The following is a 23,243-nucleotide window of genomic DNA, read 5'->3' on the forward strand; positions in this document are numbered from 1 at the left end:
AAAAAAAAAGAGTAGATCTCTATCTACCCTTTTCAAACCTAACTAAACCAATAAAACTAATCAAACCTAAACTTATGAAATAAAATCTACGACAAAGATATGCTGAAAAGCACAAACAAATGTTACCTCAATGTTAAAATACGTGTTGGACAGCATATTTTTGAATTTTGATGTTCAAAATAGACCGTTTGGCCTAAAAATTCAAATACAATACTGTTGAAATGACACAAAGCAAAGCGAAAGTTGCTGAAAATGCAGCCCGGAAAATCTGTTATCTTTGCTTCAAACCTTCCAGTTGAATGATTATTGGGAGGTGAAACAAAATTATAAACATCAGGCTTCGGCCTCAAATACATAGTAGGTGTGGAATTAAAAATAAAAGAAGAACTGATCCGGCTGTTTGAAAGCCACTTCGGCGAAGAAATGACAGCATTTGAATTGTTACCGGCCTCGGGATCGTACCGGGAGTATTGCCGTATAAAAAGCGCCAATCATCAAGCGATTGGCGCTTTCAATGCTGATATTCGGGAAAACAAGGCTTTTTTGTCGTTCACAAATCACTTCTACTCGTTGGGCTTGCCGGTTCCGGAAATCTTTCGGGCGAACGAAAACCAAACTTGCTACATCCAGGAAGATTTGGGAAATCTGACCTTGTTTGACTACCTCAGTAAAACCCGCGAGCGTGAAGGTTTTTCGGATAAAATAGTTCAAGTGTACAAACGTGTACTGCACGAACTTCCGAAAATTCAGATTATTGCCGGAAAAGAAATCGACTATTCGCAGTGCTATCCCCGTGCTGCATTCGATAAACAGTCGATGCTTTGGGATTTAAATTATTTCAAATACTATTTCCTGAAGCTGGCTAAAATCCCCTTCGACGAACAGGCCCTGGAAGATGATTTTGAAACATTCACAAACTACCTTTTGCAGGCTGATAGTGAGTTCTTTTTGTACCGCGACTTTCAATCGCGCAACATTATGCTGATTGACAACAAAGTAGCTTTTATCGACTATCAGGGTGGTCGCAAGGGGCCACTTCAATACGATCTGGCATCGCTACTCTACGATGCAAAAGCCGATATTCCGCAGCATGTCAGAAACGAACTGCTGGACTTCTACCTCGATGAACTGGAGAAATTTCAACCGATCGAAAGAGAACAGTTTAAAGCTTATTTTTCCGGATATGTTCTGATTCGCATTATGCAAGCTATGGGCGCGTACGGATTCCGTGGATTTTACGAAAAGAAAGCGCATTTCCTCAAGAGTATCCCATTCGCGTTGGACAATCTGGCCTACTTACTTAAAAACCACACGATTCCGGTTCAGTTAAATGAACTCTTTTCGGTACTCAAGGCAGTTTCGGAATCGAGTTATCTGCGCGAAATTGGCAACCAGGGTGAAGAACTTACCATCCGAATCTGCAGCTTTTCATACAAAAAGGGCTTACCCGAAGATCCTTCAGGCAATGGCGGTGGCTACATTTTCGATTGCCGGGCAATTCACAACCCGGGTCGCTATGACGAGTACAAACAATTGACAGGGAAAGATCAGGGGGTTATCGACTTTTTGGAAAGCCGGTCGGAAATGGCCGACTTCCTAAAACATGTCTTTGCGTTGGTCGATCAATCAGTTACGACCTACCAAAAACGCGGATTCACAAACTTAAGTGTCAGCTTTGGATGTACCGGAGGGCAGCACCGTTCGGTATATGCCGCCGAGCAAATGGCCAAACATCTTCGAAACAATTTTGATGTTCAGGTTGTTCTTTCTCACCGGGAGCAGGATTTTTAGTTCTGCTTTCCGGCTGTAATATTTAAGCCGGTTATAAAGTGGAAACAGAAGAAAAGAACAAAAAGATGGGAAAAACTGCTTGTAAAAAAGAGGACTATCAAGAACCGGAAGACCCCAAATACAAATGCAAAAAGTGCGGAAGCAAAGCAAAAAAAGAAAGCAAAGTCTGCAAACCAAAGAAGATAAAAGACTAAGTACCCACTGGATCGTATTGTTTGGTTTAGTGCTACCATTCTTTTTAGTCAGCCCGAGGCTAAATGGTCAATCGCAAACTGACGAACAGAAAGATTCCGCTGTCAACGAAAACTTAATTCAGATTGGCGAAATTGAGGTGCAGGCCTTTCGGTACGCTCAAAAGTTAAAAGAAACACCGGGCGCTATCGCTATCATCCCAGCCATTCAATTGCAACAGATACCGGCTCAGCAAATTGATTTTGCGGTGAACCAAGTCGCCGGTGTTTATATGCAAAGCGGTAGTTTGAACACAAACCGGCTGACCATTCGCGGAATTGGTGGGCGATCGCCCTACGCGTCGAACAAAGTACGGGCTTATTTTGAGGACATTCCCTTGACGAATGGCACCGGGGAAACCAGCTTGGAGGATCTGGACCAATCGTTGATCGATAAGATAGAAATTATAAAAGGACCCGCATCCGGTTTTTATGGGTCGGGGCTGGGAGGCACTCTCCTCTTCCGGGCCGATCAAATTCACCGGAGCTCTGTTTCTGTTGACGGAAGTTTGTCCAGCTACAATCGTCAAAATTATCGTGCAAACATTCGATTGAAACAAAACGACTGGCAACACGCCTTCTATCTCGACAAACTTGACGCAGACGGCTATCGGGAAAACAACCAGACACAACGAACAAACTTGAGCTATATCGGTCGTTACAATACAGACACGCATCAGTTCAACCTGCTGCTGATCCAAACCGATTTGAAAGCTTTCATTCCAAGTTCGATTGACTGGGACACCTATCAGTCGACACCACGAAAAGCCGCAAGTAGTTGGGCTGCCATTCGCGGTTATGAAGACTATCAAAAGCAGATGGCGGGGTTTTCGGTTCAGTCGGAATGGGGAAATAACCTGTCAAGTCGGATCAGCCTGTTTACCAATCAAAAGAATTCGGATGAATTGCGCCCGTTCAACCGACTAACTGAAGATGACAACTATGCGGGAATACGTGCAATCATTGAAAAAAGCTGGGGATCGGAGCCAAACAAACTGACGGCCAGCATTGGAAATGAGAGCTTTTGGGAACGATACGACTGGGAAACTTTCGACACGAACAATCCACAGATACAACTCTCGGAAAACGAAGAAAAACGCCGTTATTTCAACCTTTTTACCCAATTCAATTTCAGGTCGCCCAAACTAAGACTTTCAGCCGGGCTAAACCTGAACCAAACGAATTACCGTTATCGCGACCTTTTCCTTCAGGACGGTGATCAATCGGCTGACCACCGGTTCGACCCGATCATCTCACCCCGGATCGCCGGTAGCTATTCACTCAGTTCGAACATTGCCATCTACTCCAGTTTAGGCCACGGATTTTCACCTCCAAGCCTGGAAGAAAGCCTAATGCCCGACGGACAAAGAAACACGAATATCAAACCCGAAACAGGCTGGAATATTGAATTTGGGAGCCGTGGAAACTTAGGCAGGTCGTTGTATTACGACTTCTCAGTTTACTACATGGAAATCCGGAATCTGTTGGTAGCACGCCGAACCGATGAGGATGCTTACATGGGCGTGAACGCCGGACAGACACAACACCCCGGGATTGAACTGGATCTTACTTACAAATGGCTAAACAGAGCAAGTTTGCAATCTTCCCTTCGCTTTAGCGGAAATTACAGTCCCTATAAATTCAAAGATTTCACCGATGATGAACAGGATTACAGTGGGAACGACCTGACGGGCAGCCCCCGAAGCCGAGTTAATGTTGTTTGGGAGTCGCGGATTAAGCAGAATCTCGAATTCCTGCTTCAATACCAATATACCGATGAAATTCCGCTCCGGGATGATAACTCGATTTATGCCGATGCGTTTCAGCTATTGAATGTAACGACCAATTATCGTAAAAGATGGAACCAATTGGAACTGATCTGCTCTGCCTCAGTGTTTAACCTCACCGATTCGCAATACGCATCAATGGTCTTAATTAATGCCGGTTCGTTCGGTAACCAACCACCTCGCTACTACTATCCCGGTATGCCGCGTAACTTCGCATTCCGTATCGGATTGCAATACCGACTCTGACCGCTTCGAATAATTCAATCCAATCTCCCCAACTTCCGAAAACAAAAAAAGGGCGAGCCATTGGCCCACCCTTTCAATATTTTCAATAAAACAACGACTATAAAACAGTTTTACATGCGTCGATTAGTTTCTGCGCGTTAGAATTACCCGCATCCAGTTTCAATGCTTTTTCGAGAATGTCGTAAGCTGCCTGAAACTCAACTTTTGAATCTGAAACCGCTTTGGTGTAGGCCTCATCGGTAGTTGTAATCGTTCCTGCAGTAACTTGCGCATTTGCTCCGTTCAGAATTTCAACTCCTTTTTTGTACAAGTCATTTCCTTCACCAACATATACATTTGCCAACGCACCTGTAATTTTGTCGTTTGATGGGAATTTCTCTGCACCAACAACTAATACTGCCTTATACTCAGCATCTTTGTCCAACTTACGCAGAGCCATGGCCTGATAGTAAATGGCATTTTCGCTGTTATAGCCAGCAGCATCAGCGGCAGCGAAAAATTCTGCAGCGTCAGCATACATTTTACCTTTATAGGAAACAATACCTGCATTGTAGTTCAAACTACCCGGATCTTCCGACACAGCGATAGCATCTTTGTAAGCGGCAATCGCTTCATCAGTTTTATCCATTTTAGCCAAAGCATTCGCTTTATACTCTTTCGCAGTTGCAGTATTGGCGTCAGCAGCAATTGCTTTATCAAAGTATTTTACCGCTGCATCATACTTATCAGCCTGAAAAGCGGCAAAACCAATGTTGAAATTGATCGCGTCGTCAACCTGCACATCGCCCAAATTGCTCATAGCACTTTCGTACAATGCGAACGCTTTCGCGTAGTCCTTCGCTGTTAACGCTTCCTGCGCCTGATTAATCAATTCTGATGCATCTTGAGCAAATACGGTGAATGTCCCTAACAACAATGCAATTCCTAACAAAATACGTCTCATAAATTATCCTTTTTTTATACTATTTAAGATTCCTAATTGATGGCTTTTTTTAGTTTTCACCAGCCAGAATCCCAAAAATAGCAATAATGATTTAAAAACCTATGCAAAAAATTGCCCGACAAGTCATTATTTGTACTAAAAAAAGTGAGAAATCGGCAATTTAAAAGCTTCACCAAAATCCCCTCAATGAAAATCAGGAAGCTATTCCCTTCTGATTTGCCCCAGTCCTTCAATCGACTGAACAACATCCGGATCGCCTAGATATGTAATTTTCCCCATTCCTTTTAGCTTAGCTTGAAGGTAAGAATTGACCTGAATCGACGCGACTCCCATTCCTTCGATTCGTACCTCTGCTGAATCGACAATTAAGTCGGAACCCTTTAGATACGAAGCCCCATAAAGCGACGAATTCAAATTCCGACAAACACCTTCCAATTCGTACACCACACCGCCCTCGCCACGCAGCTCCAGCTTATTTGCTTTAAGTTTAAAGATTATATGTCCGCCTCCTTCAACGGAGACAGCCAGATCGTCGACCTCAATGTAGCCCTCGGTTTGTAAACTCGTTCCGCCTTCAATGTGCAATTGTTCCAGTTTCCGGAAGCGAATATGAAGTTCGGGGCTGTTTAGGCTGAACTTGTCGCGCGAAATTTCCAGACGCCCACTAACCGAGTCATTGAAAACAGTGACTGTTTCGATCGACTCGGGCAAGGCACGAATTGTCACACCTGGTTCCGAAGCTTGCTCCAGAACAATTGTAAAGCTACCTTTTACTTCAAGTTTATCGAAGTCAGCAACAACAATCGCACGCTCTTCGTCCTCTCCGTTTCTTGGATAATGGCACGAAAACCCCATCAGCAGAAATACAGGTAAAACAAGCAGAAATATAACCGTTTTTTGATTTTTCATTGGATTGAAATTATAGCCTAAATGTAGTTGGAAATTCGTAATGAAAAGATCATAAATCGACGAATAACCGAATTCAAAAGGCAAATAGAAAAAGGTCTTCTTTTCTTCTGATTACGATTCTGTTGTGCCTTTAAAACAGTAACGAATTAACTTTTTGAAATACAGCAAGACATAAACAAGCAACACTATGGCCAGAACCATTATAAACCAATCGGCAACACTTGCAGCAACCGGCAGTCCTGCCGTAATGTAACGTAACACGAGCATAAAACCGAGCAATAAAAACAGAAGCAAAACCATCGTGTGCTTCTTCCGACTGACCGCCATAAATGCGACAGCTCCCCACAATAAGGCAAGCGACACATAGGCAATTGCCAACGACGGATAACCATCGGCAAAGCTCAGTGCGCCGGTAATCAGCGGAATTAATGCCACAAAATACAGCAATCGCTGCAGACTTCGCAGCAACTTCATTGATTTTTCGGGGGTTGACAAATGTGGGAAAATGGAAGTTCGTTGCCCGGCATCTTCCGAAATGCCAGCCGCCACATTCAAACCACGCTGTTCGGCAATTCCACGGGCGATCTCAACGGCTTGTTCCTGATATCCGCCTGGATTGCGAAGAATAGCCAGTAGTTCATCGTCAGAATAGTTCTCATAACGATTTAGTAATTCATCTTTTTCGGGGTATTTCATTCCGGTTGTTTTGCTGCTAATTTAAAGCTTTAATAGGAAATAATGGGCTTCTGAATTCCAATTCGTAGTTCGTCGATTGTAAAAACAGAGGTAATTTTTTTCAAATTTGGTCAATGGCCATTTTGCATTTTCAATACCTTGCCATAAACACTTCGACAAACATAAAAACTTTCTGAATGACCCTATCATAACAATCAGAGCGATGAATTTCCGTTTTTCACCGCTCTGATCATATCTAGTGATGCAACTACAAAAGGTGACCGATGCAACTATTACTGCAATAGTTCCCGGGCTGTTTTCCGCGCTGTTTCCGAAGCATTGGCTCCGCTCAGCATCTGAGCTAATTCGTCAATCCGCTCGCTATCAGCCAGCTGACGAATGGACGTGTAGGTTCGGTCGGCTTCGTCGTATTTGTAAACTTTAAAATGATGTTCTCCTTTACCGGCTATTTGCGGCAGGTGTGTAATGTTGATAATCTGAATATTAGCGGCCATTTCCTTCAGTATTCCACCCATCTTTAGTGCTACCTCGCCGGAAATACCGGTATCAATTTCATCGAAAACAATGGTTGGCAGCGACTTGCTGTCGGTGATCAAGGTTTTTAAGGCTAGCATCACACGCGAAATTTCTCCACCGGAAGCAATCTTCGCGATATCCTGTGGCTGACCGTTTTTATTCGCTGAAAAGGCAAAATTAAGCTCGTCGGTTCCAGTTGGCCCGGGCTGTTCCATCTGGTCAAACCGCAATCTAAAAACGGCATTTACCATACCTAGTTTTTGCAATACATCTTCAACCGATTTCGCTATTCTGTCAGAAACAGCTTTTCTTCGTTCACTTAATTCAGCCGATTGGTTGCGAACCGCCAACAGCAAAGTCTTCAATTGTTTCTCTGCCGCCTCAATTTCCTCATCGAAGGACGCAATTTGGGTGATTTTATGTTCAAATTCCGCTTTTAAAGCCAGCAGCTCTTCAACCGAAGCGACTCTAAATTTTTGTTGCAAGGCATAAATCGTATCCAACCGCTCCGAAACCACCTGAATGCGTTCAGGGTCATGTTCTGATCGTTCAGCCACATCGGAACAGTCGGCCACAAGATCCTTCAGCTCCAGATAACACGACTCCAGTCGCGATGAAACATCCTGTGCTGACGGCAGTACTTTTGCCAGCTTTGCAAATTGATTTCCATGCTCTTTCAACTTCAACAACAACCCCAACTCCTCGCCTTCCAGATCTTCAGCAAACTGTCCGAAAGTCATTTTAATCTCTTCGGCATGCTCCAGAGTCGATTGTTCGTCTTCGAGTTCCTGCTGTTCGTTTTCTTTCAAGCGAGCTTCATCCAACTGTTGAAACTGAAACTGAAAATAATCCAGGTCAGCCCTGGCTTTCCCTGCTTCTTCCAGCAAATTATTCAATACTTTTTGTTGCTTCTGAAGTGCCTTATAGGTTTTCCCGTAACCTTCCAATAACCGATCATTGTCGGCCACCAGATCAACCAGATTCAACTGAAACGACTGGTTTCCCAGTTGCAGATTTTGATGTTGCGAGTGAATGTCGATCAGTCGAAAAGCCAACTCCTGCATTACCTTCAGGTTCACCGGCGTATCGTTAATAAACGCCCTTGACTTTCCAGCCGCGCTAATTTCGCGACGCAGAATCGTCTGCTCATCATAATCCAGCTCTTCCCGCTCGAAAAACCATTGCAGATTGTATTCTTTAATATTGAATACGCTTTCAACAGTACATTTCCGACTATCGTCCTGCAGCACATTCAGATCGGCGCGTTGCCCCATAACCAAGCCCAAAGCGCCAAGAATGATCGATTTACCGGCACCGGTTTCTCCTGTAATAATATTGAAACCCTTAAAAAAACGAATATGTAATTCGTCAATCAGGGCATAGTTTGAAATATGCAGTTCTAAAAGCACCTGTGGTTAATTTTATTCGTTTCCTAAATTGAAGGTATTATCCTCTTTGATCTTGCTGTATTTAGTCCCGTTGGAAGGATCGATCTCATTTAAAATGGCCAATACCCGAGTTTTCTCATCGGGATACGAATCAGAAAAAACGTTGACCAATTCGTCGGCTTTCGCATCGAAAAAGATTGGGAAGATGTACAAATTCGGACGATTTCGGAACAAGCGCTGCAGCAATCGCAACGATTCAGCAATCTCAGCACGCCCTTCTTCCAACCGATCACTCATTTTATCAAGTCCCAGACGGTGGTATCGATAGGTTGCCTGACGAAAAGCGGAGTACGAACGATTCATCAGATTTTCAATCAGCCAATACCGATTCCGTTCGCTTTCATAAGCTTTCCATCCGGTATAAATACTGTTTTGCGAATTATTTACAATCTGCTGGGCTTTCTGAAAATATTCCGCTCCCCCTTCCGGTGAAAACGAATCATAATCCATGCCCAAAATAATATAGGCATAAAAAGCCATCAGGTTCGTCAGGTTGTCTTTATTCGAGGTTTCGTTGAACTCCATCGACTGAAATTCGACATACCGAACATGAAAGTCCTTGTCTTTTATATTCAGCAAGGTGGTCTCATAAGATGAATCGAAGGTTGGTCGCCTCAGCTGAACAGTCATTGAACCTTTAAACTCATCTGATGAAACTTGCTCATCCAACTGGATAAAAATGTTGCACTCAATCCGCTCGTCAATGTCGTACACGTGCTCAGTCCATTTACGATTGTTCATGAACTCATATAAATCAGCCTGCATCGTGCGAAAAACATTTTGGTTCGCACCCTGAATTTTAGAGGATGAAATGCTGACATTACAGCGTAATTCCTGAGCCGAAACGACCGAAAAACAGAGGAGACAAGCGACAAGCAGACAATACAATATCTTCATAGCAGTTCATTATGGCGATGAAGTAAAAATAAGATAAAAATCCGGAAGTCTTAACGATTTTCAAATTCCGCAGCGATTCGCGCCACAATGTCACGAGCTACTTCCGTCTTCATCTTTAACTGAAAATCAAAGGCTTTATTGTCCTTTGTCAGGATGGTTATTTTATTGGTATCAACACCAAATCCGGCACCTTTGTCCTGAAGCGAATTCAACACAATGAAGTCCAGATTTTTGCGCTTCATCTTCTCAACCGCATTTGTTTTTTCGTCGTGAGTTTCGAGTGCAAACCCAACCAAAAGCTGGTTTGCGTTTTTCATTCGTCCCAGCGACGCAGCAATATCATCATTCGCTTCAAGCTCGATGCACATTTCAATCGTTGTGCGTTTAATTTTCTGATCTGCCGGATATTTAGGTCGATAATCGGCAACAGCGGCACACATTACGGCACCATCTGCATTGGGAAATACCTCCATTGATGCCTGCTTCATTTGCTCAGCCGACACCACATTCACACGATTAATGTTGGGATGTTTACACTCCAAACTCACCGGACCGGCAACCAGAGTTACTTTAGCGCCCTGCCCGGCTAATTCCTCAGCTAGAGCAAAACCCATTTTGCCCGATGAATAGTTACCGATGAAGCGAACCGGGTCGATTTTCTCGTGCGTTGGCCCCGCAGTCACTAAAAAGTGTTTATTCAGCAGTTTTTTTTTTAGGTTGAAGAATGCGGCGACTTCTTCAACAATCTGTTCGGGTTCCTGCATCCGGCCTTTACCATGCAATCCGCTAGCCAATTCTCCTTCTCCGGGTTCGAGAATGATATTGCCGAACGATTGCAAGGTCTTCAGATTTTGCAGTGTTGAGGGATGTTGAAACATATCCAGATCCATCGCCGGAGCAATCATCACCGGGCATTTAGCTGACATGTAGGTCGTTACCAATAGGTTATCGGCGATTCCGGCAACCATCTTCCCCATTGTTGCAGCTGTGATCGGAGCTATCAGCATCAAATCAGCCCACTGTCCCATGTCGACATGCGAATGCCAGGTACCGTCGTTTGCCGCGAAAAATTCGGACGCAACCGGTTTGTTCGACAATGCGCTCATCGTTACAGGAGTGATAAATTCTTTTGCTGCAGGAGTCATTACTACCTGAACTTCAGCCCCTTCTTTGACTAGTAACCTTAAAAGATAAGCTGCCTTGTAGGCAGCTATACTTCCGGTTACACCTAAAATGATATGTTTTCCGTCGAGCCTCATAAAGGCTAATATTTATTAAATTCCTTTTCGGTTTTCCTTGGCAGGATTCCGGTGATAAATCTGTTTCGATTTGTATTCTTCGCAAGCAATTAAAGTTGGTTTAGGCAACCTCTCATAATACTTTGAAATCTCAATTTGCTCACGGTTTTCAAAAACTTCTTCCAGATTATCAGAGTATGAAGCGAATTCCTGCAACTTCTGACTCAGTTCCTCTTTCATTTCCGAGGAAATCTGATTCGCACGTTTTGCAAGAATCATCACAGTTTCGTAAACATTTCCGGTTTGCTCTTCCAATATTGATAAATCTCGTGGAACAGTAGTACCTTCAGCTTTGATCTTTTTGAAATCCATATTCTAATTTAATTAATATCTTCTTTGTAATCTAACAATTCTGCCACGGTTTCATAGAACTTGTCGGCATCTTTCCGGTATTCACTTTCCGGAAATTCATCGACAAAGGTAAAATATTCATCCAAGGCATCGCTCAAACGGAGCTCTTTTTTTTCTTCTACACTCCTGACAGCCAGATAATACTTTGCCCGAAGCAGCATAAACATCAGTTCTTCGCGGTATTTGGTGTCTGGAAAATCTTTCAATGAGTTATATAGCGCGATTGTTGCTGCTTTATAATTTTCCAGGTCATAATACAGTTTTCCGGTTAAAAACGACTTATAAACCAACTTATCACGTAGTTCTATAATCAGTCGGCTTGCTTCTTCTACCCGATCGCTGTTGGGATATAGGTTGATGAACAACTGCAAAGCATCAATCGCTTTCTGAGAGACCTGCTGGTCTAAACGTGCCTTGGGTGACTCTTCATAAAAACAATAGCCAACCATATATTGCGCCTCTTCAATGTATTTACTTCTCGGAAATTCGTTCAACAAAGTCCGGAACCAATGTCCGGCCATCATATAATCGTCCATTCCGAAATAACTTTTCGCATAATAATAATACACCTCATCGGCGCGGCTGGTACCACGATAAATGCTAACCAACTCCTTCAACAAGGTTGAAGAACGCACAAACTCACCGTCTTCGTAATACTCCAACGCCTTCTTATACTTGAATTCGTAGTCGGTACTTTTCACGATTTTATTGAAATCGCTGCACGCCGTTGTCAACACTAGAAACAACAAGCTGATAGATCCGTATTTTCTGAAACTTTTTAGCATGGCCGCAAAGATACATTTTTATTAAAAACTGAAAGGTAAAATAAATAAGAAAAGTCGTTGTTCCGAAAGCTTTAGTATAATTTAACAGATTTGGAGTCTGATCAAAAAAAATTACTTTTGTAGCGTTTAATTTTAAAGCAAATCGAAGTGGATATTTTTGATAAGTTTACATCTAACAAAGGAAATATCGGCCAGTATATGAAGCGTGCACATGGCTATTTTGCATTCCCTAAGCTGGAAGGTGAAATTGGTGCCCGCATGAATTTCAGAGGTAAAGAAGTACTTACCTGGAGTTTAAACAACTACATTGGCCTGGCCAACCACCCGGAGGTGCGTGAGGCAGATGCCAAAGCCGCTGCCGACTGGGGCCTTGCATACCCAATGGGAGCCCGCATGATGTCGGGTCAGACTGACTATCACGAAGCGTTGGAACGTGATTTGGCTGCTTTCGTAAAGAAAGAAGATTCCTTTCTGCTTAACTTCGGTTATCAGGGAATGGTATCGATTATCGATGCAGTTTGTGGTCGCAACGACGTAATTGTTTATGATAGCGAAGCACATGCTTGTATTTTGGATGGTGTTCGTTTGCACATGGGTAAACGCTATGTGTTCCCACACAACGATATCGAAAATCTAAAAAAACAGCTGGAGCGTGCAACCAAATTAGCCGAAAAACAAGGCGGCGGTATTTTGGTAATCACCGAAGGTGTTTTCGGTATGTCGGGCGACTTGGGTAAATTGGACGAAATTGCAGCGCTGAAAAAAGATTTCAACTTCCGTTTATTGGTTGACGATGCTCATGGTTTTGGAACGATGGGCGCCACTGGTGCGGGTTCTCCTGAGCATTTTGGCGTAATGGATCAAGTTGACATCTTGTTTTGCACCTTCGCAAAATCGATGGCGTCGATTGGTGCCTTCGTAGCTGCTGACCGTGAAGTTGTTAACTACTTGCGTTATAATATGCGTTCGCAAACATTTGCAAAATCGTTGCCAATGCCGCTGGTTATTGGTGCGATGAAACGCTTGGAATTGCTGAAAAACAGTCCAGAGTTACGCGAAAAACTGTGGACAATCGTAAACGCATTGCAAAGTGGATTGAAAGCTGCCGGGTTCGACCTTGGCCGTACCAATACTCCGGTTACTCCTGTATATATGAAAGGTGGAGTTGTGGAAGCAACCAATGTGGTTGTTGACTTGCGCGAAAACTACGGCATTTTCTGTTCAGTTGTTGTTTACCCGGTAATTCCGAAAGGTGAAATTATTCTTCGCCTGATCCCAACATCGGAGCACTCACTTGAAGATGTTGCCTACACCATTAAAGCATTCTCTGAAGTACGCGAAAAATTGGCCAGTGGCCAATACAGTGGAGCAGAGATCCCGCAAATGGGCGGTATTTAATCTGTAAATAAATCCAACAGATATAAAAAAATCCCTTCGGAAATTCCGAAGGGATTTTTTATTTGGAGCCCCTTGGCTTATGAATTTTTCTCCGACAAATAGCGTTCTGCATCGATTGCAGCCATACAACCCGATCCGGCTGCTGTAACAGCCTGCCGATAATGAGAATCCTGAACGTCGCCACAAGCAAATACCCCTGGCACATTGGTTTTCGATGTTCCGGGAACTGTTTTGATATAGCCGACTTCATCGGTGTCCAAATATTCGGCTACAAAATCTGAATTAGGTTTGTGCCCGATAGCCAGAAAAAATCCATCGATTTTAATTGTCACTTCTTCTTCGTCAGCTTCTCCTTTATTTTTCCAAAGAATAGCTCCTTCAACCACTCCGTCACCTGTCAATCCTTTCGTTTGATGTTTCCAAAGAATCTCAACATTTGGTGTTTTCATCACACGCTCAGCCATGACCTTCGAAGCACGTAATTCGTCACGGCGAACGATCAGATAGACTTTTTTTGCCAGCCCTGCCAGATACATCGCTTCTTCAGCTGCAGTATCGCCACCGCCTACAACTGCAACATCTTTTCCACGGTAGAAAAAACCGTCGCAGGTAGCACAAGCTGAGACACCTCCACCGGCATATTTTTGTTCGTCAGGCAGCCCCAAATATTTAGCTGTAGCACCAGTTGCCAGAATTACGGTCTCTGCCTCGATCAATTTTTTGCCACCGATCCAAACCTTGTGAGTTTCGCCGGAGAAATCAACTTTTGTTGCATAGCCGAAGCGAACATCGGTACCAAACCGTTCCGCCTGCTTTTTCAGGTCTTCCATCATTTCAGGACCGGTTATTCCGCTTGGGTAACCGGGGAAGTTCTCAACCTCAGTCGTAGTTGTTAATTGGCCCCCGGGCTGAAGTCCTTCGTACATCACGGGATTCAGATTTGCCCGGGCAGCATAAATAGCTGCTGTGTATCCGGCCGGACCGGAACCGATGATCAAGCATTTTACTTTTTCGGCTTCACCGGCAGGTACACTATTTGATTTTTCGTTTTCGTTAAGATCTAATGATTTGAACATGATATCTAATTTTTTCAGTTTTTACCACAAAAATACATTTCGGCTAGCGAATAACAACATTTATATCTTCAATAATATTTAAGTTCCGATAGATACAAGCTATAACACAAAAGATTCCTCAATCTTACAAATTTATTTTGAAGTTATGCTCGGAATACCTATTTTCGCAGCACCAAAATCGGGATGTAGCGCAGCCTGGTAGCGCACTCGTCTGGGGGGCGAGGGGTCGCAAGTTCAAATCTTGTCATCCCGACAGATTGAAAGGTCAAAAAACACTAAATGCCTATAAATCAAATGATTTATAGGCATTTTATATTTTACATAGGTCAATATAACCCATAAAAAACCAATGTAAATGTGAACAAAACGGTGAACCAAAAAAAATTTTAGATTTGGTTCACCAGAAACACACTAACATACTGTATTACTGCAATATACAGAAATAGTTTTTGGTTCGATTTGGTTCATTTTGAAGACGTTTTGAGCAGGTTTCTGTGAACAAAAAGGTGAACATGAATTAAATAAAATTAAAAGCTATGAACAAGATCAACACTTTTGGTATCCAATTCGTCATTCGAAAACATCGGATCAAAGATGGGAAAGCCCCTATTTATGCGCGTATCACGGTGAATACTAGCCGTTGTGAGCTATCAGTCAAAAGAAGAGTCAACATAGACAATTGGAGCAACGGCAAAGGCATGGCCAAGGGCAAAGATCCCGATATTGCCCGGCTTAATTCTTATTTGGAGCAAGTACGTTCCCATCTTACAAACCACTATCAAGACCTGATAGCGAGCAAGCAAGAAGTCACCGCCGAGACAATTAAAAATAGATTTATGGGAATTAGTGATTCTGAAAAAACACTAAAAGAGCTCGTGGAATACCATAACTCCTACCAGGATGAGAACCTAAAATGGGGAACATTAAAAAACTATTTTACCACCGCTAAGTATATTGAGGCCTTCCTAAAGAAGAAATATAAAAAAGACGACATTTACCTCTCTGACCTCAATTACAAGTTTATCGTTGATTTTGAATACTACCTGAGAAAAAATAAACCGACCGATCATCAACGACCGATGGAGAACAATGGAGTAATGAAGCATCTTGAGCGATTTCGAAAGATGATCAATCTGGCGATCCGAATGGAGTGGCTAGACCATAATCCCTTTGCTGCGCATAAGCTTCGTTTCAAAAAAGTTGAACGAGAATTTTTAACAGAACTAGAGTTAAAAGCAATTGAAAAAAAAGAGTTTAGGATTGAACGACTGTCACATGTGAAAGATATTTTCCTATTCAGTTGTTACACCGGTTTAGCCTATATCGACGTAATGAAATTAGGTCCCAGTCACATCCATCCAGGCACCGACGGCATGAACTGGATATTCACGCAAAGAGAGAAAACGTTAAACCCGGTAAGAATACCAATTCTAAAACAGGCTGAGAGATTGATCGACAAATACAAAGACGATCCTAAAGCAATAGCCAAAGGCACTTTATTTCCGATGATATCCAACCAAAAGCTCAACAGTTATCTAAAGGAGATTGCGGATCTGTGCGGAATAACAAAAAATCTGACGTTTCACGTAGCCCGACATACATTTGCCACAACCGTCACATTATCCAACGGAGTTCCCATTGAATCTGTCAGTAAAATGCTCGGACACTCAGATCTGAGGACTACTCAGATTTATGCCAAAGTTGTAGAGAAAAAGATCAGCAATGATATGACTATGCTACAAAAGAAATTAGCTAATGAGAGGAAATCGGTTCCCAATTGAATAACTGAGTAGATACTTTTTTCAAAAAGATAATCTAACCAGATCAGCTGGAATTATATTAACGTAACACTCCGCGAATAGAAAGAACAGATATTGTCGATTGCAAACGACAGAATTTTGGTTGGAATCATCTTATTAGGCAAACTGCTATGCATAGTCCAGCATGGCCAAAGGTATTAAACGACCAAAAAAATAAGGAGGCAATGCCTCCTTATTTTCAGAACTTAATCAGGTTCTCAACCTCTTTGATTTTTTCATCCAAGGTGGATTTGATTTCATCCATCACGGCCGAGACAACCGGAGTATTGGACGTTTTGAACTCCTTACCGGAAGCATCCCGAAGGAAGACGGTTGCTCTCATCCCATCGGCTCCTAATGAAGAGGTCTGAAGGTTACGCTGGGTGTCAGTCAGCTTGCGCCACTTTTCAATGAGCATACTCAGGTCTTTCACTTTCTGAATTCGCTTTTCGAGCGATGGAATTTCAACTACTCCCTTTTCTTCCTTTTTAACTACTTCCAGAGAAGTTTTTGCTGGTTCTTTACTTTCAGCATTAATGTTCTTAGCTGTATTATTCATAACAATTTACCACTGCCCTGTGGCTTTTGGGGGCATCTGGCACGCCGGTTAAAATTTCGGCGTACCACCATTGAGCTGTCCCGGATTAGGGCAAGAGTCCAACGCTAGTGAGATTCACATGCTCTTGCCTGTTCCGGCGAGCGATGAATAATTTTGCGGGAATTTTAAATGGAGTAATAGGTTAGATAAGAAGAAAATAAGTTTATTCCTTTTCCAAGACATCTAAGATTTTATTGCCAAAATGAATAGTCAATTCTACAACCCTGTTCACCATTTCAACTAACATTGAAGTGTTTAATGTTTTTTTCTCTTTTAGATCTTTCAGAATGACATGGGTGTCTGGATCAAAATGAGCAAAGCTCATCGTGTTCGCAGCGTATAAAATAATATCCTTGTTTTTATAATTTGATTCCCCGAAAATAGCATCCTTATTTAACCAATCCTGAAAATCAATTAATGTCTGTGCATCTGACATTTTATTGAATGAAACATATTCTAGATGAGCAAAAGTAGGATCCCCCAAACCAATCTGTTTATATTCCTTATAACTTTCGTCGGAAAGTGCATACATATTAAGTTCAATATCTAAAGACCCAGCAAGCCTAAATAATAGAGGATTGTAATTTTTACTGTTTTCAGTTCGCCAATAGATAAGGGATCTCAATATTGGCAATGTATTAAATAAGAATAGATCTTGGTGACAACTAAAATTCTTTTGATGTTCCTTTAAACTGAATATTGATAATCTAAGCTCATTAACTTGTTCTATTTTAGATTTTTGTACTCTATTGTTTTGAGTTAGACCTGTTCCGGTATGAAATAAATCTGAACGCCATTTTCTACATGTAATATCGCTAACAACATCTACTGTGTTTTTATTTACGCAATAAGATGTTGGTGGCATCGCAATAGCTAGTTTCTCCTTGCATTTATTGAACGGTTTCACTTCTTTCCCATCTATATAAAAATCAATCGGAGCCTTCTTCCTTTTATTACAAACAACATGCAAAATGATTGACCGAAATGCGCAAATGACAACTGGCTGACTTATAAATTTGTATTGGTCAAGTTCTATTTCAAAAGTAAAATTTTGGTGGCCAATTATTTTGATCGCAGTCCCATTGCAAAAGTCCTCTACTATTATGGTATCTTCAGTTACAGGCCAAATGCTATTAATATTATCGATTATTTTAGTGAGTGTCCCTTCCATGGTTTTCTTTCAAATTTACGTTAAACAGAGCGAACAAAAAAGGGGCAAAGCCCCTAAAATTCAAACAATAATTGGTGAGTTGGTGAGGCAGTTTTATCTGCAGCTGAAGCTGTCAACTCTTTCTTTGCGTCCGGTATTCGCAGCACCAGATAACTTTCATCCTTGGTAATCTCGCGGATATACGGTATTCCGTGTTCCGGGTGAAGTTCGATCCGCCAACCGGCATAAAACCGATTCGACAGCGTATCCATCCAGCAAACTTCACCTAAGAGTCCGTTCAAACAAAGGTTATTCAAGCACATCATCGTGCAGGTGCGGTCGATATCAGCTCCGAAAAACAAACAGTCGCGCTTTATTTTTGCCGCAGCCAGCAGCATCCGGCCGGAACCGCAGCAACAATCGGCCACTCTTTCTCCAAAACCTGCCGGGTTTAGCATCCGGGCTACTAATTCACATACCGGTTCCGGGGTAAAGAATTGCCCGTTGTGCCCGTGACTGATGTATTCCATATAAAAGTCACCGAAACCATCTTTCAGGCCTACTCCGTTATTGTCCATTTCCAAGACCAATGCCCCAAAAGCTTCGGCCATCAGGTAGGCATCCGGCTTCTCATAATTCCGGACAATTTCGTGGTACCGGTCTTCTTTAGCACTTAAGGATAAGGCGCAAACTGTCATCTCAAGGAAATCATCAAAAACAGAATTCAAACCGTACTTGTAAGCGATTTGAAGAATATACTGGGAAAAGCTTTTTAACTGATTCATGATCGTCGATTTTAAGTGTTCAATTGTGATTACCTGCAATGAAAAAGCGAAGGCTAACTTGCCTTCGCTATCTGTGGAACTAACTGGTTACTGCCAGCCGGTCGCGGTTCGGATTGATGTTCCAAAATGTAATCGACAGCTTTCTGAGCCATCGAGGAAGCAATCAACAGCATCTTCTTATCCTCCTTAAACTTGCGAATCCAGCTTTTGATGTATGCAGCGCTGTTATCTATCGTAGCATTTTGGATACCTGTCAGGTAGCATAGAAAGGACGCTCCCATCTCGGCTACAAGTTCTTCCTGGCTGTAGCCCTTGGAATTGAATCGATGATCGGGTAGTTTTTCATGTCTTCCGGTTCGGTTGATATGCCCCGTTGCGTGGCAACATTCATGGTAGAGAACGGCGTAAAACTGTTCATCCTTAAAAAAGGTTCGTGGATTGGGCATTCCAATATAATCCCCGGAAGGTGAATAGAAAGCATGTGATTGGTCATACCTGATTTGGGGACAATCCGTCCAACACTCGATAACCTGTTCTGCCTGTGCAATCGGGTCGAAATCATGGTCATGAGCTTCTGATGACGGAATCTTACTTTCGTCAATACCTTCGGTTTGTTTCAGGTTGAAAACGGTGTAATACCTTAGAAACGGAACTTGATCAATACTCCCGTCCTTTTCTTCTTTTTCCAAGATCTTCCAGAAAACAACGGGAAAGCCCTTCTCCCCTTTCAAAACATGACCTCCAAGTTCATTAACCTGGTTAAAGGTGAGGAAATACGGTGATCCGAATTTGTCCACAACAGTCAGTAATAACCAGAAATTGAATCCCCGGTAAACTTTACGGTGAATCATATTCTGCGGTAAACCGTTTTCTACCTTCCACGGAATCTGCCACGGAATAACACCTTGTTCCAAACGTTCAATAATCAGGTTGGTAACCATTTCATAAATATCAAATGAAGATTTCATAGGAAATCGCCGATGCCTTTCGGACTTATTTTGGCACCCTCTTGAACCGAGGGAATCTCTGGCACGCCATTAAACTTAAATTTTTGGCGTACCTCAATTTAGCTGTCCCGGATTAGGTCAACGGAGTGCATGTCATTCCGATAATAATCGGAATGAACGCATCCGAAGGAAACGAGCCACGAAAAGCGAGTTCCCCTTTACCGTTCCGGGAAGCGATCAATAACTTTGACAGAAATTTGAGTGTAATAGGTAAAGTAACCTATCAGAAGAATATCTACGAAACAGCGTCTTTGACTTTCACTAAACCGATGGAAGAACGAAACGAAAAAACGAGAGCATGGAGTCGAGTCTTTAAATCGGAAATCATATCTATGGCAACTGATACCCAAAGAATAACAATCCAACCCGCTTTAGAATACGATCAAAAAAGGGGAGATTCCCCTTTCGCTCAATCTTCCCCTGGCAGCATGATGAAAACCGCGGGTGCCGGATTGTCAATATCATGAGCTGAAACAACAGCCTTCAATGTAACCAACCGGGTTTCGGGATCCGATTGAAGTTCCCGTTTCTCATTATCCAGCCAACTCATTTCGACAGGAAGCTGAAACAGTACTTTGAAAAACAATAGCGCACCACCCTTTGACTTTCTAGCCTGAACGGCGAACATAAACAACAAATCCCACAACCGACCATCCAAATCCTGATGATCCATACCATCAGGTTTCCGGATGTACCGGTTCCATACCGTTCCGGTCATTAACACCGGGTAAACGATTCCTGCTTCTTCCGAAATCTTGTCATCAACTGTAACCAATACACCATCTTCGATAGCTTGCTTAGTTGTGTAAGAAGAAATAATTTGAAACTCTTTTGACATGTGAAATACCCTTGCCCTAGGGATTTTTATTGGCATCTGGCTCGCCGGTTAAACTCAAATTTTGAGTTTCTACCATTGAGCTATCGCGGATTAAGGCAAGGGGAACGCGAGAGCGGAATTTATATACCCTTTCCTGTTCCGGGAAGCGATCAATAACTTTCGGCAAATTTGAGGAGTAAGCCCTTTCAACACTAGTAAAAATCAAGCTAATGAAGGGTACTCCATGGACGTGCAAATATTTAAAAGAATAAAAGTTGAGAAATCCATACTGACTGACGAATGTTCTCCTGTGTGGAATTGTGGGAGGGGTTAGTTGTGTGTCGGCGTGGGTTGGCAAACGCAAACCTGGCATGGAATAAAATGGAATGCCAAGCTACTCTTGTGTGCGGTGCCGAAGTTGGTGAATGCAATGAGTGGTCCCGAAAGAATTTCGAAGCAAACGAATGGAATGAACCTATTGCAGGCACAAGGATGTGGGTTGACGGAGGTAGGAACATTTCAATATTTATTTCAATCCCAACAGTTTACAGACTCCAAGTTGGTTCTTTAGTAAAATTGTTCTGTCAATAATCTAGAGCTCCCGTTTTTTCTGGAACTCCTCGTCAAAACAATAATATTCATGTCCTTATTTATTCCAATCGCTTAAAAGTTCAACGATAGGCTTCGTTATATACTTTAGAGAAATGAGAGAAGTTTTCGAATCCCAGGTCATAATAGATATCAGAAGGGCGCATCTGCTTTTTAGTTATCAAATAGTAGGCTTCTTCGAGCCTCTTGGCAGTCAGCCACCGCTGCGGAGTCGTGTCGAATTTTTTCTTAAAATCACGTTTGAATGTTGACAGGCTTCTCCCGGTTAATCTGGCCATTTCGCTCAAGGGGATATTAAACTTGAAATTTTCAAGCATGTAACTTTCCAGATCAATTTTGTACGGTTCGTTAAAGTCGAATAAAAGTGGTTCAAATCCCTGGGATATCAGCAATTCAATAGCTTCATAGCTCTTTAAACTTGCCAGGCTGGGAGTCAGTTTTTCAGGGACGTCAAAATAAGGTCTTAGCGAGGAAAAATAGGCAACGATGAAACGGTCGGGCTTCACATACTGAATCATATCGCCCCGGTAACGCCCGTATTCTTTAATGTTATTTTCCAACGCATAGTGTCTTAAAAGCGGCTGTTCCAAAAACAGCGTGATGGACTTAAACTCAAATCCTTCCTCACTCGGATTCTTTTTAGCTTTTGCCAGCTGATTCCTTTTAACCAGTGCAATATTGCCTGGTTCCAGTATGACTTTTCCTTTGCTCAGGGTAAACTCCAAGGTTCCTGATTCTATACAAACCAAGGCATGTTCCTTTACAACTTGCTCGGTCTCAAATTTGGATCTAGAGACACAACTAAAAAGTATGTTACCGCTTTTTTCATTCATTTTCTCGACAACTTTATAATATCGGGGACTTCAATAACAGGCTTTTCAAAACCTACTTCCAACGTATTAATCATCGCTGTTGCCAGTTCTTTAAGCGTGCAAACATATCTGGACAAAAGAAAAGAAAGCACAGGATACAAAAAGTCCACATAAGCATAAAACTTATGGGCATTTTTCAATCCCCGGGTTGGCCTAATGAACGCCGGACGAAAGCAATAGACGCCTTTAAAAGGTAAGATTAGCAAATCATTTTCGGTTTTCCCTTTTACCCGTGCCCACATCGATTTGCCTTTTTCGCTACTATCGGTTCCGGCTCCAGAGATGTAACAGAAAGTCATATCAGGATTCAAGTCTGAAAGTAAGGTTGCAAATCCTACCGTTATGGTATGGGTTAATTTAAAATATTCGTCTTCTTTTTTCCCTGCAGAAGTTACTCCGAGACAAAAGAAACAGGCGTCATAACCTTTGAGGTGGCTTTGTATTGCTGACAAATCATAAAAATCCGCATGAATGACTTCCCGTAGTTTAGGGTGCTGAATATTGACCGACTTTCGACCAATGACAAGAACGTCAGTTATCCTGTCATGCTGCAGGCACTCATGCAGAACGCCTTCGCCAACCATTCCGGTTGCTCCTGTTATTATTACTTTCATAACGATTCTTCTTCCGTGTAGTTTAAAAGTTTCTCGTAATAAATAGTTGCTCTTTCCTTCGAAAAATAATCAATTACAGCGAAAGCTGTTCCGAAAAGAATTAGCGCAATAGCGATTGCCTGCCAATGTACATTTTTGACAAAATACAGTAATCCGACCGAAATTAAAAAGCAAACCAGACTGATTGCAATTGACATCGGATATAAATATTGAAAATCTTCCACACGCTTGATTTCGGCATCGACAAAGTCGTGTGGATTTTGCTGATAGATTTTTTCCACCCTCGCCACCTTCTTACTGTTTGAGTATAGTCCTCCTGCTCCTATTGAGGCGAAGAAAAAACCAATAACAGCGAGCGGAATCAGCAAAGCTTTTGCAGTTGGTGTACTGCCATTTAAGTTGAAAAGCAAGGCTGAAATAAGAAGCAAAATTCCGAACCCAAGAATGAACTTTCCTTCAAAAATTTCTCCGTTGTACCAGTTTAACCCGCATTATGCATTAAGATATTGAAAAGGAGGGGCAAGGTTTTCGACTTTAGCAAAAATACCATCGAGCCATGGCCTTCTTTTTGCGTTTAAGGCTATCTTCAGTACCTTCTTGTTAGCGTGATTTACACTCCAT

Annotated in this window: 21 protein-coding genes and 1 tRNA gene; 5 read left to right on the top strand and 17 right to left on the bottom strand. The window is 42.3% G+C overall.

Annotated elements, in window-relative coordinates; translation table 11 throughout:
- The first annotated feature begins 363 nt into the window (after positions 1 to 363).
- Both ABZD21_RS17080 and ABZD21_RS17085 read left to right on the top strand, forming a co-directional pair.
- The gene (locus ABZD21_RS17080; RefSeq protein WP_372776329.1) at positions 364 to 1,791 is read left to right on the top strand and encodes a phosphotransferase; all 1,428 of its coding nucleotides are present in this window, start codon (positions 364 to 366) and stop codon (positions 1,789 to 1,791) included.
- A gap of 124 nt (positions 1,792 to 1,915) precedes the next feature.
- A complete protein-coding gene (locus tag ABZD21_RS17085; protein WP_372776331.1) occupies positions 1,916 to 4,054 on the top strand; it encodes a TonB-dependent receptor in 2,139 nt (712 codons plus the stop codon).
- A 97-nt stretch (positions 4,055 to 4,151) separates the two neighbouring features.
- Here ABZD21_RS17085 and ABZD21_RS17090 read toward each other — a convergent pair whose 3' ends face one another.
- The 8 genes from ABZD21_RS17090 to ABZD21_RS17125 form a co-directional block, all read right to left on the bottom strand.
- Entirely contained in the window at positions 4,152 to 4,997 is an 846-nt protein-coding gene (locus tag ABZD21_RS17090; RefSeq protein ID WP_372776332.1) for a tetratricopeptide repeat protein, read from the bottom strand.
- A 201-nt stretch (positions 4,998 to 5,198) separates the two neighbouring features.
- Positions 5,199 to 5,906, bottom strand: coding sequence for a head GIN domain-containing protein (locus ABZD21_RS17095; RefSeq protein WP_372776333.1), 708 nt, complete (start codon positions 5,904 to 5,906; stop codon positions 5,199 to 5,201).
- Between the two features lie 111 nt (positions 5,907 to 6,017).
- Positions 6,018 to 6,602: a hypothetical protein gene (locus ABZD21_RS17100; RefSeq protein ID WP_372776334.1), complete on the bottom strand. Its 585-nt coding sequence runs from the start codon at positions 6,600 to 6,602 to the stop codon at positions 6,018 to 6,020.
- Positions 6,603 to 6,874: 272 nt separating this feature from the next.
- Positions 6,875 to 8,527: a DNA repair protein RecN gene (recN, locus tag ABZD21_RS17105; protein WP_372776335.1), complete on the bottom strand. Its 1,653-nt coding sequence runs from the start codon at positions 8,525 to 8,527 to the stop codon at positions 6,875 to 6,877.
- A 12-nt stretch (positions 8,528 to 8,539) separates the two neighbouring features.
- Positions 8,540 to 9,463 carry a DUF4835 family protein gene (locus ABZD21_RS17110; protein WP_372776336.1) on the bottom strand — a complete coding sequence of 308 codons (924 nt, stop codon included), beginning with the start codon at positions 9,461 to 9,463 and terminating at the stop codon, positions 8,540 to 8,542.
- Positions 9,464 to 9,513: 50 nt separating this feature from the next.
- Positions 9,514 to 10,722, bottom strand: coding sequence for a bifunctional phosphopantothenoylcysteine decarboxylase/phosphopantothenate--cysteine ligase CoaBC (gene coaBC / locus ABZD21_RS17115; RefSeq protein WP_372776337.1), 1,209 nt, complete (start codon positions 10,720 to 10,722; stop codon positions 9,514 to 9,516).
- 15 nt (positions 10,723 to 10,737) lie between these two features.
- On the bottom strand, positions 10,738 to 11,073 hold the full coding sequence (locus ABZD21_RS17120) for a DNA-directed RNA polymerase subunit omega (RefSeq protein WP_372776338.1): 336 nt from the start codon (positions 11,071 to 11,073) through the stop codon (positions 10,738 to 10,740).
- Between the two features lie 8 nt (positions 11,074 to 11,081).
- The gene (locus ABZD21_RS17125) at positions 11,082 to 11,897 is read right to left on the bottom strand and encodes an outer membrane protein assembly factor BamD (protein WP_372776339.1); all 816 of its coding nucleotides are present in this window, start codon (positions 11,895 to 11,897) and stop codon (positions 11,082 to 11,084) included.
- A gap of 198 nt (positions 11,898 to 12,095) precedes the next feature.
- On the opposite strand from ABZD21_RS17125, the gene ABZD21_RS17130 reads away from it, so the two are divergent.
- Positions 12,096 to 13,295, top strand: coding sequence for an aminotransferase class I/II-fold pyridoxal phosphate-dependent enzyme (locus ABZD21_RS17130; RefSeq protein WP_372776340.1), 1,200 nt, complete (start codon positions 12,096 to 12,098; stop codon positions 13,293 to 13,295).
- A 77-nt stretch (positions 13,296 to 13,372) separates the two neighbouring features.
- Here ABZD21_RS17130 and trxB read toward each other — a convergent pair whose 3' ends face one another.
- Positions 13,373 to 14,371, bottom strand: coding sequence for a thioredoxin-disulfide reductase (gene trxB, locus ABZD21_RS17135; protein WP_372776341.1), 999 nt, complete (start codon positions 14,369 to 14,371; stop codon positions 13,373 to 13,375).
- Between the two features lie 179 nt (positions 14,372 to 14,550).
- Here trxB and ABZD21_RS17140 point away from each other — a divergent pair.
- Positions 14,551 to 14,624: transfer RNA gene (locus ABZD21_RS17140), tRNA-Pro, on the top strand.
- A gap of 283 nt (positions 14,625 to 14,907) precedes the next feature.
- A complete protein-coding gene (locus ABZD21_RS17145) occupies positions 14,908 to 16,152 on the top strand; it encodes a site-specific integrase (RefSeq protein WP_372776342.1) in 1,245 nt (414 codons plus the stop codon).
- 217 nt (positions 16,153 to 16,369) lie between these two features.
- Here the strand turns inward: ABZD21_RS17145 and ABZD21_RS17150 are convergent, their stop codons facing one another.
- The 8 genes from ABZD21_RS17150 to ABZD21_RS17185 all read right to left on the bottom strand — a co-directional run bounded on the left by ABZD21_RS17150 (position 16,370) and on the right by ABZD21_RS17185 (position 23,050).
- Positions 16,370 to 16,729 (bottom strand): hypothetical protein, encoded by a 360-nt coding sequence (locus tag ABZD21_RS17150; RefSeq protein WP_372776343.1) that lies wholly within the window; start codon positions 16,727 to 16,729, stop codon positions 16,370 to 16,372.
- Between the two features lie 202 nt (positions 16,730 to 16,931).
- On the bottom strand, positions 16,932 to 17,939 hold the full coding sequence (locus ABZD21_RS17155; RefSeq protein WP_372776344.1) for a hypothetical protein: 1,008 nt from the start codon (positions 17,937 to 17,939) through the stop codon (positions 16,932 to 16,934).
- A 53-nt stretch (positions 17,940 to 17,992) separates the two neighbouring features.
- Positions 17,993 to 18,703 (bottom strand): N-6 DNA methylase, encoded by a 711-nt coding sequence (locus tag ABZD21_RS17160; RefSeq protein WP_372776345.1) that lies wholly within the window; start codon positions 18,701 to 18,703, stop codon positions 17,993 to 17,995.
- A 53-nt stretch (positions 18,704 to 18,756) separates the two neighbouring features.
- Positions 18,757 to 19,671 (bottom strand): ArdC family protein, encoded by a 915-nt coding sequence (locus ABZD21_RS17165; RefSeq protein WP_372776346.1) that lies wholly within the window; start codon positions 19,669 to 19,671, stop codon positions 18,757 to 18,759.
- Between the two features lie 448 nt (positions 19,672 to 20,119).
- Positions 20,120 to 20,548, bottom strand: coding sequence for a DUF6573 family protein (locus ABZD21_RS17170; RefSeq protein WP_372776347.1), 429 nt, complete (start codon positions 20,546 to 20,548; stop codon positions 20,120 to 20,122).
- Between the two features lie 650 nt (positions 20,549 to 21,198).
- On the bottom strand, positions 21,199 to 21,969 hold the full coding sequence (locus ABZD21_RS17175) for a helix-turn-helix domain-containing protein (RefSeq protein WP_372776348.1): 771 nt from the start codon (positions 21,967 to 21,969) through the stop codon (positions 21,199 to 21,201).
- Complete coding sequence (locus ABZD21_RS17180; protein WP_372776349.1) at positions 21,966 to 22,622, bottom strand: NAD-dependent epimerase/dehydratase family protein; 657 nt, start codon at positions 22,620 to 22,622, stop codon at positions 21,966 to 21,968. The genes ABZD21_RS17175 and ABZD21_RS17180 overlap by 4 nt, the downstream gene beginning before the upstream one ends.
- Positions 22,619 to 23,050, bottom strand: a complete 432-nt coding sequence (locus tag ABZD21_RS17185; RefSeq protein ID WP_372776350.1) for a hypothetical protein — start codon at positions 23,048 to 23,050, stop codon at positions 22,619 to 22,621. Before ABZD21_RS17185 ends, ABZD21_RS17180 begins: the two co-directional genes overlap by 4 nt.
- Positions 23,051 to 23,243 lie beyond the last annotated feature (193 nt).

This window comes from Mangrovibacterium sp. (genome assembly GCF_041596335.1).
GTDB lineage: Bacteria > Bacteroidota > Bacteroidia > Bacteroidales > Prolixibacteraceae > Mangrovibacterium.